The 15,981-nt window shown below is 61.1% G+C and carries 14 protein-coding genes; 8 read left to right on the top strand and 6 right to left on the bottom strand.

All coding sequences use genetic code 11. The features are described 5' to 3' along the window. The first annotated feature begins 104 nt into the window (after nt 1–104). The 8 genes from ACYVDM_RS13785 to ACYVDM_RS13750 all read left to right on the top strand — a co-directional run bounded on the left by ACYVDM_RS13785 (nt 105) and on the right by ACYVDM_RS13750 (nt 8,974). Complete coding sequence (locus ACYVDM_RS13785; protein WP_415793494.1) at nt 105–833, top strand: TerC family protein; 729 nt, start codon at nt 105–107, stop codon at nt 831–833. A 325-nt stretch (nt 834–1,158) separates the two neighbouring features. Continuing rightward, a complete protein-coding gene (gene ssuE / locus ACYVDM_RS13780; RefSeq protein ID WP_415793496.1) occupies nt 1,159–1,743 on the top strand; it encodes an NADPH-dependent FMN reductase in 585 nt (194 codons plus the stop codon). 107 nt (nt 1,744–1,850) lie between these two features. Next, a complete protein-coding gene (locus ACYVDM_RS13775) occupies nt 1,851–2,834 on the top strand; it encodes a sulfonate ABC transporter substrate-binding protein (RefSeq protein ID WP_415793497.1) in 984 nt (327 codons plus the stop codon). 73 nt (nt 2,835–2,907) lie between these two features. Next, nucleotides 2,908–4,095 (top strand): FMNH2-dependent alkanesulfonate monooxygenase, encoded by a 1,188-nt coding sequence (gene ssuD, locus ACYVDM_RS13770; RefSeq protein WP_415793498.1) that lies wholly within the window; start codon nt 2,908–2,910, stop codon nt 4,093–4,095. Next, on the top strand, nt 4,092–5,027 hold the full coding sequence (ssuC, locus tag ACYVDM_RS13765) for an ABC transporter permease (protein WP_460475404.1): 936 nt from the start codon (nt 4,092–4,094) through the stop codon (nt 5,025–5,027). Before ssuD ends, ssuC begins: the two co-directional genes overlap by 4 nt. A 69-nt stretch (nt 5,028–5,096) precedes the next feature. Further along, on the top strand, nt 5,097–5,969 hold the full coding sequence (locus tag ACYVDM_RS13760; RefSeq protein WP_415793517.1) for an ATP-binding cassette domain-containing protein: 873 nt from the start codon (nt 5,097–5,099) through the stop codon (nt 5,967–5,969). Between the two features lie 89 nt (nt 5,970–6,058). Beyond that, entirely contained in the window at nt 6,059–6,274 is a 216-nt protein-coding gene (locus tag ACYVDM_RS13755) for a TOBE domain-containing protein (RefSeq protein ID WP_415793499.1), read from the top strand. A 168-nt stretch (nt 6,275–6,442) separates the two neighbouring features. Continuing rightward, complete coding sequence (locus ACYVDM_RS13750) at nt 6,443–8,974, top strand: mechanosensitive ion channel domain-containing protein (RefSeq protein WP_415793500.1); 2,532 nt, start codon at nt 6,443–6,445, stop codon at nt 8,972–8,974. Here the strand turns inward: ACYVDM_RS13750 and ACYVDM_RS13745 are convergent. The 6 genes from ACYVDM_RS13745 to ACYVDM_RS13720 are packed head-to-tail and all read right to left on the bottom strand — an operon-like array spanning nt 8,971 to nt 15,782. Further along, nucleotides 8,971–10,368 (bottom strand): M20 family metallopeptidase, encoded by a 1,398-nt coding sequence (locus ACYVDM_RS13745; RefSeq protein WP_415793501.1) that lies wholly within the window; start codon nt 10,366–10,368, stop codon nt 8,971–8,973. The two genes, ACYVDM_RS13750 and ACYVDM_RS13745, sit on opposite strands and share 4 nt — an antisense overlap. Next, nucleotides 10,365–11,339, bottom strand: coding sequence for an ABC transporter ATP-binding protein (locus tag ACYVDM_RS13740; protein WP_415793502.1), 975 nt, complete (start codon nt 11,337–11,339; stop codon nt 10,365–10,367). Before ACYVDM_RS13740 ends, ACYVDM_RS13745 begins: the two co-directional genes overlap by 4 nt. Then, a complete protein-coding gene (locus ACYVDM_RS13735; RefSeq protein ID WP_415793503.1) occupies nt 11,339–12,316 on the bottom strand; it encodes an ABC transporter ATP-binding protein in 978 nt (325 codons plus the stop codon). Before ACYVDM_RS13735 ends, ACYVDM_RS13740 begins: the two co-directional genes overlap by 1 nt. Before the next feature lies 1 nt (nt 12,317). Then, nucleotides 12,318–13,223, bottom strand: coding sequence for an ABC transporter permease (locus ACYVDM_RS13730; protein WP_415793504.1), 906 nt, complete (start codon nt 13,221–13,223; stop codon nt 12,318–12,320). A gap of 3 nt (nt 13,224–13,226) precedes the next feature. Beyond that, nucleotides 13,227–14,144, bottom strand: a complete 918-nt coding sequence (locus ACYVDM_RS13725) for an ABC transporter permease (RefSeq protein WP_415793505.1) — start codon at nt 14,142–14,144, stop codon at nt 13,227–13,229. A gap of 45 nt (nt 14,145–14,189) precedes the next feature. Then, a complete protein-coding gene (locus ACYVDM_RS13720) occupies nt 14,190–15,782 on the bottom strand; it encodes an ABC transporter substrate-binding protein (protein WP_415793507.1) in 1,593 nt (530 codons plus the stop codon). Nucleotides 15,783–15,981 lie beyond the last annotated feature (199 nt).

Raw genomic sequence — 15,981 nt, 5'->3', positions numbered from 1 at the left:
TTACCAAAAATTCAGTTTTTTGTAAGAATTGCCGTCAGGTGGTATTCAGGTTGCTGTAAGAAATGGTAAAACAGCGCTTTGCCGATTTTTCTTACGGAGATTGCATGCTCGAGTTTTTGCAGACCCTTAGCTGGGCCGCAGTGTTTCAGATAATTCTTATCGACATCCTTCTGGGTGGTGATAACGCGGTGGTGATTGCGCTGGCCTGCCGCAATCTGGAACGCAAACAGCGCATGCAGGGCATTCTGTGGGGAACCGCGGGCGCCATTTTCCTGCGCGTGGTGTTGATTGCCTTTGCCCTGACGTTGTTGACGATTCCTTATCTGAAGGTGGTTGGTGCACTGCTGTTGTTGTGGGTGGGTGTCAAGCTGCTGATCCCGGAGGAGGACGCGCATGGAAATATCAAGGGTAGTGCGTCGATATGGGCGGCGGTCAAGACGATCATCGTGGCGGACTTTGTGATGAGCCTGGATAACGTCATCGCGATTGCCGGCGCCGCGCAAATGGCGGACCCGGCGCATCAAATTGGTTTGGTGATCTTCGGCCTGGTGGTCAGTGTGCCCATCATCATCTGGGGTAGCACGCTGGTGCTGAAGTTGATCGATCGTTATCCGTTGGTGGTGACGTTTGGCGCGGCCTTGTTGGGCTGGATCGCGGGCGGCATGCTGGTGACCGATGTGGTAGTGGTTGAGCGTTTCGGCGAGGTTTCGGGCGCGGTCAAGATCGCTGCCGAAGTCATCGGCGCGCTGTTGGTGGTGGGCTTGGGTCGCTTTTTCGCGGCGCGTAAAAAGTCCACGGCATCGACCTCGGAGGTCAGCCGCCAGGAGGCTTGATTCATCGCGTCGTTCGACGCCGAGTAGCTGCTAGGCGGCTTCACTTCTCGGGTTGTTCGACATCGGAGATTAGCCGCCAGCAGGCTTTATTCATCCGGCTATTGTTGTAGGTTCATCAGGGCCTGAGTTCGGTATCACACCGAGCTCAGGCCCTTTTGTTTGGCGTTGATACGCGGGTGATGGTGCCGATCGTCGCGCGTGGCACGACGACGCATCGCGCACGAAACCGCATAACGACATATCGACTAAGTATTTTTCAGATCGGAATGAGAGCCCCAGAATGACTGCATCCCTGGTGGTATGAGATGGAGCAGTAGTCCCGATTATGACGATTCTGATGTTGGCCGGCAGTCCTTCGCAGCACTCGCGTTCAACGGCCTTATTACGTTATGCCGCGCAGCGATTAGCGGCGCGTGGTTTGTCGGGCAATGAGTTGGGTCTGCGCGATGTGCCGGCCGTGGATTTGATTGAGGGCAATTTCAATGGTGCGGCGGCGGGGGCATTGCGTAAACGCGTGAGCGACGCGCAGGCGCTGTTGATCGCGACACCTGTATACAAGGCTTCGTTTTCGGGCGGGCTGAAGGCGATTCTGGATTTGCTGGATGAGAAATCGTTGGCGGACAAGATTGTGCTGCCTATTGCAACAGGTGGCAGCGCGGCGCATTTGCTGGCGTTGGAATACAGTCTGAAGCCGGTGCTGTCGGCGCTGGGCGCCCGTCATATTTTGGCGGGCGTGTATGCGACGGATCGGCAGGTGGTCCTGCATCAGGGGCACGTCACGATCGATGACGATGTGCGCGAGCGACTGGATAGTGCGGTCGATCGGTTGGCTCGGCATGTGGCGACGGCGCCGCTGTCACAGGGCTATGACCTAGGGTATTTGGCGCTGAATGCGCGATTCAGTATCTGACGGTGCGATGACATTCAGTAATTGAACCTGCGTGTGACACCGCGATGTGCAGGTGTCATGGCTCGCACAATTTTTTCACACAACCATGATGGATCAGGAGCATCTCTATGCGAGGTTTGCATTCACGTTTGGTGGGCTTGTCGCGTTCACTGCGTATCGCGGTGACGGGGGTTGTGGTGTTGTGCGCGGTCGCATGGGCGTGCGCACCGGCGGCGGCGCAGGATGCGAAGACCTTGCGTATTGGTTTTCAGAAGTACGGCACGTTGACGATCCTGAAGGCGCTGGGGTCATTGGACAAGGCGTTGGGCGAGCAGGACATCACGATCAAGTGGGTGGAGTTTCCGGCGGGGCCGCAGCTGCTGGAAGGTCTGAACGTAGGCTCGATTGATTTTGGGACGGTGGGCGAGTCGCCTCCGATTTTTGCGCAGGCCGCGAGTGCGCCGTTGGTGTATGTAGGCAATGAGCCGCCAGCGCCGACGAGCGAGGCGATTTTGGTGCCCAAGGATTCGCCGATTCAATCGGTGGCGGACCTCAAGGGAAAGAAGGTCGCCTTGAACAAAGGCTCGAACGTGCATTACTTGCTGGTCAAGCTGCTGGAAAAGGCGGGTGTTCCGTACCAGGACGTCAAGGTGTCTTATCTGACGCCAGCGGATGCGCGGGCGGCGTTTGAGCGCGGCGCGGTGGATGCATGGGTCATCTGGGATCCGTTCCAGGCGGCGGCGGAAAAGCAGTTGGGCGCGCGGGTGCTGGCCGATGGTGTGGGTGTGGTCAATAACTATCAGTTCTTCCTGGCGTCGAAGGATTATCTGGCGGCGCATCCCGACGTGATCAAGACGGTGTTGGAGGAGATCCGCAAGGGTGATCTGTGGGCGAAGGATCATCCCAAGGAGTCGGTGGATCTCTTGCAACCGGTGTTGGGACTGGAGCGACCGGTGGTCGAGTTGGCCGCGGAACGCCTGGCGTACGGGGTGACGCCGGTGACACGCGAGGTGTTGCAACACCAGCAGGAGATCGCGGATGCGTTTTATGCGCTGAAGCTGATTCCGAAAAAGCTGGATGTGAATGAGGCCGCGCCGCCTGATCTTCGATAGGTCGTTGATCGAGTGGCTCGTGGGATCGTTTGTTCGATTGTTTGCTAGATCGTTTTCTAAACGCGGTGGTGCCATGAACGTATTTTGGTTTATTCCTACGCATGGGGATTCTCGTTATCTGGGGACGACGCAGGGCGCCCGGGCGGCGAGTCATGATTATTTTCGGCAGATTGCCGTGGCGGCGGACACGCTGGGTTATGACGGGGTGTTGTTGCCGACGGGCCGATCTTGCGAGGATGCCTGGGTGGTGGCGTCGAGCCTGATTGACGCGACGCGCCGGCTGAAGTTTCTGGTGGCGATCCGGCCGGGCGTGAGTTCGCCGCAGTTCGCCGCGCGGATGGCGGCGACATTTGATCGGATGTCGGGTGGGCGCTTGCTGGTGAATGTGGTGACGGGCGGTGATCCGTCCGAGCTAGCAGGCGATGGCGTGTTTGTCAGTCATGACGAACGCTATGCCATCACGGATGATTTTGTGAAAATCTGGCGCGGCATTTTGCAGGCAAGCCATGAGGGGCAGGGCTTTCATTACAAGGGTCCACAGTTGGTATCCGAGGGCGGCAAGGTGATTTACCCACCGGTGCAGCAACCGTACCCGCCTTTGTTTTTTGGTGGCTCGTCAGAGGCCGCGCATGCGCTGGCGGCCGATCAGGTCGATGTGTATCTCACCTGGGGTGAGCCGCCTCAGGCAGTGGCGGCCAAGATCGCCGATATGCGTCGCCGCGCCGCGCAGCAAGGGCGTACGCTGAAATTCGGGATTCGTTTGCATGTGATCGTACGAGAGACGGATGACGAAGCTTGGGCCGCGGCGGATGCACTGATTCAGCATTTGGACGAGGGCACGGTGGCTGCGGCTCAGGCGGCGTTTCAGCGCATGGATTCGGAGGGGCAGCGACGGATGGCGGCGTTGCACGGCGGGCAGTTGCGCGATGACCAGGGAGGCCGCTCGCATTTGGAGATTTCGCCGAATCTCTGGGCCGGTGTAGGCCTGGTCCGAGGCGGAGCGGGCACCGCGCTGGTGGGCAGCGCCGAGACGGTGGCTGAGCGCATGCGTGAGTATGCCGAGTTGGGCATCGAGACCTTTATTTTCTCGGGGTATCCGCATCTTGAAGAGTCGTATCGCTTTGCAGAGTTGGTATTTCCCTTGTTGCCGGGCAAGGGGCGGAAACAACAGACGGGTGGCTTGTTGAGTGGACCATTTGGCGAGGTGATGGCGACGGAGTTGGCGCCAACCCGCGCCGCAACAGTGGCGGAGCCGGTATGAGCGCGACGACTGGGATAGCGGCGACAACAGCGGCAGCAAGGACGGCAGCGGTGAGGACGGCAGCAACGACGACAGCGGCGGCCGCAACGACAGCAGCAGCGAGGACAACGGCGTCGACGACACAAACGGCGAGAGCGGCAACGACAAGGGCGGTAACAACAACGGCGGTAAACGTCGCGCGCCGCTTATTGCCCTGGTTGGTGCCGTTGTTGATTTTAGTCGTATGGCAGGTCTCGTCGGAGCTGGGATGGCTGTCGTCCCGAATTTTGCCGGCGCCGTGGGCCGTGGCCAAGGCGGGTTGGACGCTCGCGGCTACGGGAGAGTTGTGGGAGCACCTGCGTATTAGCGCTTTGCGCGCCTGGTGGGGCTTGCTGCTGGGCGGTGGATTGGGGCTGGCGTTGGGTTTGTTGAATGGCGCGTCGCGTCTGGCCGAAACGCTGCTGGATACGACGTTGCAGATGATCCGCAATATTCCGGTGCTGGCGCTGATTCCACTGGTGATTCTGTGGTTTGGAATCGAAGAGGTGGCAAAGCTGTCGTTGTTGTCGCTGGGCGTGTTTTTTCCCGTTTACCTGAACACCTTTCACGGTATTCGTTCGGTGGATCCGGCGTTGATCGAGATGGGGCGCTCGTACGGGTTGTCGGGCTGGGCGCTGTATCGCGATGTGATTTTTCCGGGCGCGCTGCCGTCGATCCTGGTGGGCCTGCGTTTTGCGTTGGGTCTGGTGTGGGTGATCTTGATCGTGACGGAAACGATTTCGGCGCAATCGGGTATTGGCTATATGACGATGAATGCGCGTGAGTTTTTGCAGACGGACATCGTGTTGCTGGGCATTCTGCTGTACGCGGCATTGGGCAAGGTGGCGGATGTTTGTGCCCGTGGGCTCGAGTCGCGTCTGCTGCGCTGGAATCCGGCGTATCGCCCCGCCTGATGTCAACCATGTCTTTGGGAGCCGAGGATGTTTTTGAATACGTATGAGTGGGAGTCGCCCGAGGCGTATATGACGTCTCGGATCAATGAGGCCGAGCGGGAACGCGAAGGCGAGGATACGGTCGCGGCGGCGCAGCCACCGGTGCGCGTCACGCTCAAGGACTTGAACAAGCATTACGGCGAGCGGCATGTCCTGAGGGGACTCAATTTGGCGTTCGCGCCGGGCGAGTTTGTCGCGATCGTCGGGCGTAGCGGTTGTGGAAAAAGTACGTTGCTGCGCTTGCTGGCGGGGCTGGAAAGCGCGACAGCCGCCGACGGTCATCGGCGCGCGAGCGGCGCGATCCGTCTTGATGATCAGGTACAGGATGGCGCGGATGACCGTGTCCGCATGATGTTTCAGGATCCACGACTGTTGCCGTGGAAGTCGATTTTGAGCAACGTCGCTATCGGTACACCGGCAAGTCAGCGCGGCGAGGCCGCATCGGTGTTGCGGCAGGTCGGGCTGGGCGAGCGGGGGCAAGAATGGCCCGCCGCGTTGTCCGGTGGCCAGAAGCAACGGGTGGCGCTGGCGCGTGCGCTGTTGCATCGACCCGGTTTGTTGTTGCTGGACGAGCCGTTGGGTGCACTGGATGCGTTGACGCGGCTAGAGATGCAACAGTTGATCGAAGACCTGTGGCAGCGCGATGGGTTTACCGCCGTCTTGGTGACGCACGATGTGAATGAGGCCATCGCCCTGGCGGACCGCGTCATTGTGATCGAAGAGGGCCGCGTGATCCTCGATCAGCGGATTGATCTGGCGCGACCGCGGCAACGCACGAGTCCGGCGTTTGCGGCCCTGGAGGCACGCGTGCTGAACGCGGTGCTGGATAAAGAACAGGAGCCGCAGGGCAACCGGCCGCTGGCGCCCGTGATTTCCATTGGCCATTTGCGGCTGGCGGTGTAGGTGGGGCGTCGACGCTGCTGTCCGGGCGCGGCAACGGCTCGCTAACTGAACACGTACGGGTTACGTACTGATAAACAAGGAGCAGGACAATGAGCATTCAATCGATCAACGCCCGCAATCAATTCCGCGGCCGTATCAAGGAGATCATTCTCGGACCGGTCGTGTCCGAGGTCGACGTGGAGACCCCGGCGGGTATCGTGACGTCAGTGATTACCACGCGCTCGGTCAAGGAGCTGGATCTACAAGTCGGCACCGAGGTACTGGCGTTCGTCAAAGCCACCGAGGTATCGGTCGCCAAACTGTAAGGCAGGCCAATGAAGCAGTCCTGGGTGTAGTGATGCCGCACGCATGTGTGGTTGTCTACCTGTTGCAATGACCTATATCATGCGGGAAACGCCCCAGTCATTGGGGCGTTGCGTTGTTGCGGCCGGCGCGTCAGTGGCCGCACACCGTCTCATTAAGGAGACCGCCACGTGGGTTCGCACGTCCGCACCACCCCATTCCTGGATATGAACAATAATCCGGCGCTATCGCGCGCACGGTGGGTCATACCCTGGTTGGTGCAGCTATGCTGCGCCGTGGGTTTGTTGTGGATCGTGGGCCTGGGCAATGCCGCGCAGGCGGTGACGCTCCCGGGGCTGTCGGCGGCGAAACCGGCGGCCGAGAGTCCGGCCAAGGCGACGCCTGCGACGGAGCTGACCCCCGCCGCCCTGGCGGATATGCTGGCCGATCCGGCGACTCGCGACAAGCTGATTGAACAATTACGGACGCAGGCTGCCCCGGCGGCGTCCGCCAATGCTGAACAGGAGGCGGCGGCGCAGCCGTCGCTGCCAACGCGTATCGCCCAGGGTACGCAGGACTTTGTCGCGGACATGAGCACGAATGCCCAGACCGCGGTGGATGAGCTACGAGGCGTGCTGGGGGGCCAGGGGATGGACCCCGGGAGACGCGAGCGGCTGATATCAACGCTATTGGGCCTGGCCATTGTTGCGGCGACGAGCGTGGTGGTGTTTGGTGTGCTGCGCGCGATCGCGTCCTATGCCTATGCCCGGATTGACCGTTGGGCGGCGCAACCGCCGCCGCCGCCGATTCAGGGGCCGTTGCGCGCAAAGGCCGGGATCGTGGTGGTTCGCCGTGCTGGCGCGATGTTCGGCGCGTTGCTGATTGATCTGGTCATTGTGCTGCTCGCCGGTCTGGCAGGGTATGGGATGGCGATGACGGTGGCCGAGCCGCGTGGCGGGATCACGACCGCCCAGTCGCTATTTGTGAATGCGTTTGTGGCGGTGGGGGTCACGCGGGCCTTGATCCGCGGCGTGTTTTCGACGCGTTACCCAACGTTGCGTCTGTTTACGATGGCCGACGATGTGGCCAGCTATTGGAACGCGCGGCTGGGTAATATCGCGGCCGTTATTGGCTATGGCTTGTTGGTGGTAGAGCCGCTGGCGCAGTCTCTGCTGTCGCCGGCACTCGGCAAGCTGATGGGGCTGATTATCATGGTGACGGCCTATGTCTATGCCGTACACATTATCTGGCGCAACCGCTTTGTTTTGCGGGATCATCTGAGGCAGCGTGCGCAGCGCATGTCGATCGGCTCGTTCGGGACGGGGTTGCGCCTCTTGGCGCGCACCTGGCATTTGCTGGCGATAGGCTATTTCACGGTGCTGCTGGTGGTCAGTCAGGTCGATACCGATGAGGCCCTGCCGTTCATGGTCAAGGCCACGGTGCAGTCGGCGATCGCGATCGGGGTGGGGACCTCGATCATCCTGGTGTTGGCCGGCCTGTTGTCGCGTCCTATCCGTTTGCCCGAAGACCTGCGCCGCAAGTTGCCTATGCTCGAGGCGCGGGTGAATGCTTATGTGCCGGCGACCCTGCGGGGTTTCGGGATATTAGTGCGTATCGTGGTCGTGCTGTTTGTGCTGGATGCGTGGCGGGTGTTTGATCTGTCGAACTGGATCGTGTCGCCGGCGGGAACGGCGGCGGTGCGGGTGGTGGTCAATGTGGCGATTGTGCTCGTGGTCGCCGCGATTGCCTGGACGGTGATCGCCAGCATCATTGAACACCGGCTCAGTATGCAAGAGGGCACTGCGGTGCCGACGGCGCGCGAGCGCACATTGCTGGCGCTGTTTCGCAATGCGGCGCTGATTTTGATCCTTACCATGACGGTGATGGTGGTGCTGTCGCAGATCGGCGTGGATATCGCCCCGTTGATCGCGGGCGCCGGGGTGGTAGGCCTGGCGATTGGTTTCGGGTCGCAGAAACTGGTGCAGGACATCATTACCGGGATTTTTATCCAGCTCGAAAATGGCATGAACCAGAATGACGTGGTTCAGGTCGCCGGGATTTTTGGCACGGTGGAAAAGATCACGATCCGCTCGGTGGGTATCCGTACGCTGGATGGCGGTTATCACCTGATTCCGTTTTCGTCGGTGGATGTGGTGTCGAACCACATGCGCGATTTTTCGTATCACTTGGGCGAATACACGATCTCGCATCGAGAGAGCGTGGACGATGCCGTACAGCACTTGCGTCATGCGTTTGACGAGATGATGCAAGACGAGCTGCTGGCCGCCGAGGTGCTGGAGGATATCAGTATCCCGGGCGTGACGGCGCTGAACGAAAAGGGCGCGACGATCCGTGTGCTGATCAAGACGACGCCGGGGATGCAGTGGGCGATACAGCGCGGCTACAACCGCCTGGTCAAGAAACACTTCAATGCCGCCGGCATCGAGATCCCGTACCCGCACACCGTGATGTACTTTGGCCAAGACAAGAACGGCTATGCGCCGCCGGCCAATGTATTCATGCAGACTGAACGCCCCGCGACGCACAATGCGCGCGCGGCGGGTCACACGCGGCGCCAGTTGTCGAAAGAGCAGGGCGAGGGATCGGAAGACGTGCTGGGTAATGAACTGGACCGGGTGGTCGAGGACCCGGACGCCGAGGGCGCATCGACCGACGGCGTGGATCCCAAGGCCCCCGGGGATTCGGGGCCGAAGCCGGCTTAGGTTGATTGGCGGGCAGGCGTGCCGCCGTCTCCCAGATCCCAGTACAGCCCGGTCATCAGCGTGAGTGCTTCACGCAGCAGTTCGGGCGGTAAATGCTCGTTGGGCGCGTGCTGCGAGCAGCCGGGGTACGAGTGAGGAACCCAGACGGTCTTCAGGCCCAGGACATCGGTAAAAATGTCGTTGGGCAGGGAGCCGCCCAGGTTCGGCAGGATGGCGATTTTTTTGCCACTGGTTTGTCCGAGCGACGCGACAGCCCATTTGACCCAGGGGTCTTCGGGGTCGATACGCGTGGCCTTGAACATGGTTTCGCGCGTGGTCTGGATCTTGACCATCGGAAAGCCCTGGCGATCCAGGTGACGGCGCAGGGCGGGCAGGAGGCCGTCGGGATCGACGCCCACGACAAAGCGCAACTGGCAACGCGCCCAGGCACGCGGCGGGATGGCGTTGACGGGCGTGTCGGGATTGCCGGTCTTGTAGGCGAGGACCTCGAAGGAGCACCAGCCAAAGACACGCTCGGCAGGAGACAGGCCGGGCTCGCCCCAGTCGGGTTCGATAGTGGGGCCGTCGGCGCCGCCGTCGACTTCGCAGTCGGCCAGGGCACGACGCACGGAGGCGGGTAGCTCGGCCGGCACCCATTCGGGGATGCGTATCTGGCCCGAGGACGACGAGATCGAGGCGATGGCGTGCGCCAATTGAATGCCGGGATTCGAGATCAGGCCGCCCCAGTTGCCGGAGTGATGGCCACCGTCGCGTGCCTCGATGGTGAGATCCACATTCAGGCTGCCACGTGCACCGAGAAAGACGGTGGGGCGCTGGGGACTGAGTCGAGGGCCGTCCGAGGCAATGAGCAGGTCGGCGCGAAAACGGTCTTTGTGCTGTTCGCATAGTTCGCGCAGGCCGGGCGAGCCGGTTTCCTCACCCATTTCGATCAGGTATTTGACGTTAAAGCCGAGCTTGCCGCGTGTTTCGAGTACGAGGCGCAGGGCTTCCATGTTGATGCTGTGCTGCCCCTTGTTGTCGGCAATGCCGCGCCCATACCAGCGACCGTCCCGCTCGGTAAGCTCCCAGGGCGAGAGGCCTTCGTGCCATTCCGGTTCGAGTCCGCGGATCACATCGCCGTGACCATAGCCCAACACCGTGGGCAAGGCGGGGTCTTCGATGCGCTCGGCATAGAGAAACGGCGCGCGCGCTTTGTCGTGGGTGAGCGTTTCACAGGTAAAGCCCATGGCCTCGAAGGCGGGCTGCATTTCGGCGGCCAAGTAGCGGGCCAGCATGTCGGCGCGCTCGGGATTCTGGCTTTCGGTGGGGATCGCCACGCGGCGGGCGATCACGGAACGAAAGGCGCCTGAATCAAAACAGTGCTCGGCGTTGGCAATGGCTTGTGTGCGGCTCATGGTGTCGGTGTTCCTTCGATGTTCGACGACGGGTAAAGATGGCAAGCGACTTGCGCCCGGCCTTGGACTTGCAGGACGGGTCGCTGTTGCTGGCACTGCGGCATAGCGTGCTTGCAGCGTGGGTGAAACGGACAGCCCGACGGGGGATTGATCGGATCGGGAAAGGATAACCCCAGACCCATATCGGGGATACCCAGGCCGGGTTCGGGCGTGAGCACTGAGGCGAGCAGGGCCTGGGTGTAGGGATGGCGCGGTTGATGAAAAAGTTCGGCGGCGGGCGCGGACTCGACGACGCGACCGAGATACATCACGGAGACATGCGTTGCGATGTGCTCGACGACAGCCAGGTTGTGGCTGATGAACACGTACGTCAGGTTGAACTCTTTTTGTAGCGCCATCAACAGATTCATGATCTGCGCCTGCACGGATACATCCAGCGCGGAGGTCGGCTCGTCACAGATGACGATCTCGGGATTCATGACCAGCGCCCGCGCAATGGCGACGCGTTGGCGCTGGCCACCGGAAAGCTGACCCGGTGTGTTATCGGCGAACCGGGCGGGCAGGCCTACCCGCTCGAGCATGTCGATGGCTTTGTGTTGGCGCGGGTTGGCGATGCCCTGGACTTCGAGGGGTAGCGACACGATCGAGGCGATGGTGCGCCGGGGGTTCAGCGAGGAGTAGGGGTCTTGAAAGACAGGCTGCACGCGACGGGCGAGTTCGCGCCGGGTCAGGGCGTGAATGTCCTGGCCCTCGATGGTGACGCTGCCTTGGGTGGCGGGTATTAGTCCCAGCAGGACGCGTGCCAGGGTGGATTTACCGCAACCGGATTCGCCCACGATGCCCAGCACGCCGCCGCGTTCCACATCGAGATCCACGCTGTTGACGGCGTGCAGGGTGCGGCGCGGCTGGAACATGCCGGTTTTGACGGTGAAGCTGCGGCTGACGTCTTGTGCCTGAAGCAAGGGTGGCATCAATGGGCCTCCGTACGAATACAACGCCATTGGCGATGGGGCGACTGATGCAGGGGAATGGTTTGCAGACAGTCGGGCTCGGCATGAGGGCAGCGGTCGTGGAACGAACAGCCCTGCAGGTCGCCCACCAGACTGGGTACCACGCCAGGGATAGTGCCCAATGGCGTACCGGGCGGCGTGCGTCCGGGTACGGGAATACAGGCCAGCAGGCCTTCGGTATAGGGATGGCGCGGCGCCGCGAAAAGATCGGCGACGGGACCTTGCTCGACGATCTGGCCGGCATACATCACGGCGACTTGACGGGCGGTGCGCGCTACCACGCCCAGATCGTGAGTGATCAACACCATGGCAATGCCGAGTTCAGCCTGCAGGTCGGCCAACAGGCGCAAGATCTGCGCCTGGATGGTGACGTCCAGCGCGGTGCTGGGTTCATCTGCGATCAGGAGCTCGGGGCCGCACATGAGCGCCATGGCAATCATGACGCGCTGACGCAGGCCGCCAGACAACTGATGGGGGTATTGACCCAGGCGTTGTCCGGCCGACGCGATGCCGACTTTTTCCAATAGCTCGATGGCCCGGTCGCGGGCCTGAGCGGCACTGGCGTGGCGATGGTGGCGATAGTGTTCGGTAAGTTGATCACCGATGGTGTAGGCGGGGTTCAGCGCGGTCATGGGTTCTTGAAAGATCATGGCCATTTTGTTGCCGCGCAGCGTGTTGATGCGTCCACGACTGGCGCGCGAGAGGTCTTCGCCCAGGACGGCCAGACGCGAGGTACTGCGCTTGGCGGTACGAGGCAGCAGGCCCATGATCGCCAGCGAGGTCATGGATTTGCCGCAACCGGATTCGCCGACCAGGCACAGGGTTTCACCGCGCCGCACCTGGAACGAGATACCGCGCACGGCATGCAGTGCGCCGCGGGGCGTGTCGATGTCGACACGCAGGTCTTGTACGTCCAGCACAATATCGGAGTCGCTCATGTCAGGCTTTGTCCTCGGGCGTCAGCCATTGATGCAGGCCATCGCCGGCCAGGTTGATGGCGAAAATCAGCAGCGCCAGGGCACTGCCCGGAATGGCGATCAGCCAGAACGAAAAGAACATATAGGCCTTGGCCTCGGAGATCATCAGGCCCCACGAGGGCAATGGCGGCTGCACGCCTAGACCCAGAAAAGACAGGGAGGCCTCCAGCAGAATGGCGCTGGCGGCCTCGAGGGTGGCGATCACGATCAGGTGCGGCACGACATTGGGCAGAACCTCGCCACGCACGATGCGCCAGGTCGAGGCGCCGGCCGCTTGTGCGGCCGAGACATATTCCAGCGAGCGAACCTGCTGCGTGGCGCTACGCATGACGACGGCGAAGCGATCCCATTTCAATAACCCCAGTACCAGGACCACGACCCAGAGCGATCCGCCGACGATAGCGACGGTGGCCAGCGCGACGAGGATCACCGGCATGGACAGGCGCGTCGTGACGAGAAAGGACACGACCATGTCGACGCGTCCGCCAAAATAGCCGGCGGCCATGCCGATCGCGGTGCCGATCAAGCCCGAGATCACGGCGACGCTGATGCCGATCAATAGTGATATCCGCGCGCCGTAAAACAGTCGTGACATGTAGTCGCGACCCAACTGGTCGGTGCCCAGGGGATGCAACCACGTGCCTTTCTCGTACCACACAGGCGGAGCGGTGCGATAGGCCAGATCCTGAAAATAAGGGTCGTGCGGCGAGATCCAGGGCGCCAGGAGGGCGATCAGTACGATCAGCAGCAAGATGCCGCCGCCGACCATCAAGGCCTTGTTCTTACGCGCCCGGCGCCATTTCAAGGCCGAGGCGGTCACGGTGACCGGAGGAGCTTCCGCGATGAGGGTCGAGGGTGAGAGCGCCATGATTTACGACACCCGGATGCGTGGGTCCAGCCACGCGTTGGCGATGTCGGACACGAGGGTCAGCAAGACGTACAGCACGGACAGCAACAGCACAATCAATTGCATGACGGGAAAGTCCTTGAAGGTGATGCTTTGATAAGCGAGATAGCCCAGACCATCCAGGGCGAAGACCGTCTCGATCACCACCGAGCCACCCAGCAAGTAGCCCAGTTGCACCGCGGCCAGCGCGACGACGGGAACGATGGCGTTACGCAGGGCGTGCTTGAAAATGACCTTGCCCGCGGGCAATCCTTTGGCGCGCGCCGTACGAATGTAATCCGCCGCCAGCACTTCGATCATGCCGGCGCGGATCAGTCGCATGAACGCGGGCGCGACGTAGTAGCCCAGTGCAATAGCCGGCATTACAAAGTGCTGCCACGTGCCGCTGCCCGATACGGGCAAGATCCGCAGCGAGATCGAAAAGAGCATGATCAGCATCAGGGCAAAGAAAAAGTTCGGCAATGCCTGGCCCAGGACGGCCACAGCCAAACAGATGCGATCCGCAATGCTGCCCTTGTAGAGCGCGGCAATCACGCCAAGCGGGATGGAGATGAGCAAGGCCACGCCCAGGGCACCGAGCCCCAGCATCAGTGTGGTTTTCAGCTTGGACAGGATCAGCGGCCCCGCCGCGGTCTTGAAATAAACCGAGTTACCGAACTCGCCGTTGACGATGTGCCAGAGCCAGTCGGCATATTGGACGACGACAGGGCGATCCAGCCCGTAGGTTTGGCGCACCATGTCGATGTCGGCCTGGCGGGCGCCTTCGCCCGCCAGGGCTACCGCCGGATCTCCCGACAGATGCAGCAGCATAAAGGCCAGGACGGAAACGGTCAGGGCGACCAATACCGCGAGTCCTAACCGCCGGATCATGAATGCAAGCATAGTGACGCTCCGTGTGCTGCCGCGTGGCCGAATGGGCGGTTGGGTTTACTTCCAGCTCATTTCCCAAAAACGAACCAGTTCATCGGGATAGGCCTTGAACTCCACGTCCTTGCTGGCGACGTAATACACCGGCAGCGACCAGAGGGGGACCGCGTACGCGTGCTCGGCGATCATTGTCAGCGCTTCCTTGTAGGCCGCGTTGCGTGCCTTGCTGTCGATGGTGGTGTCGCCCTTGTCCAGGAGTTCGCGTACCTTGGGATCGCGGGTGATATCGTCGTGGCCGAACGAGAAGTACACCGGCGTCGAGGCCGAGACGTCATTGACCAGGTTCGATCCCCAGGTCTGGTGGGTCAACGAGGCTTTGCCCTCGCGGATCAGGTCGCGCATGGCGGCGTATTGCAAGTAGTTCAGCTTGGCGCGTATGCCGACGGCCTGCAGGTAGTTGATGATGGCTTCGGTCTGGTTGCGTTCGCGATAGGCGACGATGCTTGTTTCAAACCCATCCGGATAGCCGGCTTCAGCCAGCAGCTTCTTTGATAACGCGGGGTCGTATTTGTAGACCGGGGCGCCCTCGTCGGTGCAGCCGACTTGGGACGGCGTGCAGATGGTGTTCAGGACTTCGGCGCCTTCGCCCACGATGTTTTTGACGATGGCTTCGCGGTCGATAGCGTGTCCAATGGCTTTGCGTACGCGTTCGTCCTTGAGTTGCGGGGTCGGCGTGTTGTCGAGGCTGTTGATATTGATGAACACGATACGCATCGTGTTCCCGCTCTTGACCTGCAATTGCGGCATGGACTTCAGTTGCTCGGCTTGATCTTTGGGCACATGCATGATGAAGTCTTCGCCGCCCGAGATCACCTCGGCCATCTGGGTCTGGCGATCGGGGATAAAACGGATCTCGACTTTACCGATCTTGGGCTGGGCCTTGGGCGAGTCTTTGAAATAGTCTTTGTTGGCTTCCAGCGTGATGGATTTGCCGGGGATGTATTCCACGACTTTGTAGGGGCCGGTGCCGACCGGCTTGGCGTTCATACCTTGCGGGCCGACTTCGGCGTAGTACTTGGCGGGGTGGATGGCCACGGTCGTGGACAGGTATTCCTTGGCGCCGGGAAAAGGCTCTTTGGTGGTGATCCGTACTTTGTACTTGCCCAGTTTTTCGACCTTGTCGATCCAACGGACGTTTTGTTGGGTGGTGGCTTTGTTTTTCGGGTCGGACACGAAGTTCAGGGTGTAGACCACCGAGTCGGCGTCAAACTCTTCGCCGTTATGAAATTTCACGCCCTCGCGCAGTTCGAATTCCAGGGTCTTGTCGTCGACCTGTTTCCAGCTCTTGGCGAGTTGACCCTTGTATTCGTTGGTCAATGGGTCGCGATACAGCAGCGTGTCCCAGACGTTGGCGGCGATGATGACGCCGATACGTACGTTGTTGTAATAGGGGTCGACGCTCTCGGGGGCCTGGTCGTAGGCCATGCGCAGCGTGTCATCTTGTTTGCCGGCGATGGCGGGCTGCAGGCCCAGTACGGAGCCAGCCAGCAAGAGGGCGGTGGCCAATGTCTTGAGGCGCGGCAACCCGGGACGAGTGGACGATGAACAGACAAAATCCAGCGGTGCAGCGAAACTAACGCGACGTTCAGCCATGATGAGCTCCTGTGAGCGTATCGGTTAAGCGGAAAACTGCGGGTATTGCTGAGACGATTGCCAGACGCCCGGCGTCGGGGGTGATCCGGCGTCGAAATACGTGCCATTAGGCGAAGGGGAAAGCGCTGCTCTACATTGGTTGGTATACCAAATGGTATTTGATTATGCGATCACTATAAGGCAATGAGCTGGGTTTTTT

The organism is Bordetella tumulicola (genome assembly GCF_054779135.1).
Note: the sequence above shows the minus strand (reverse complement) of the source record. Positions and strands in the feature narration are given on the sequence as shown.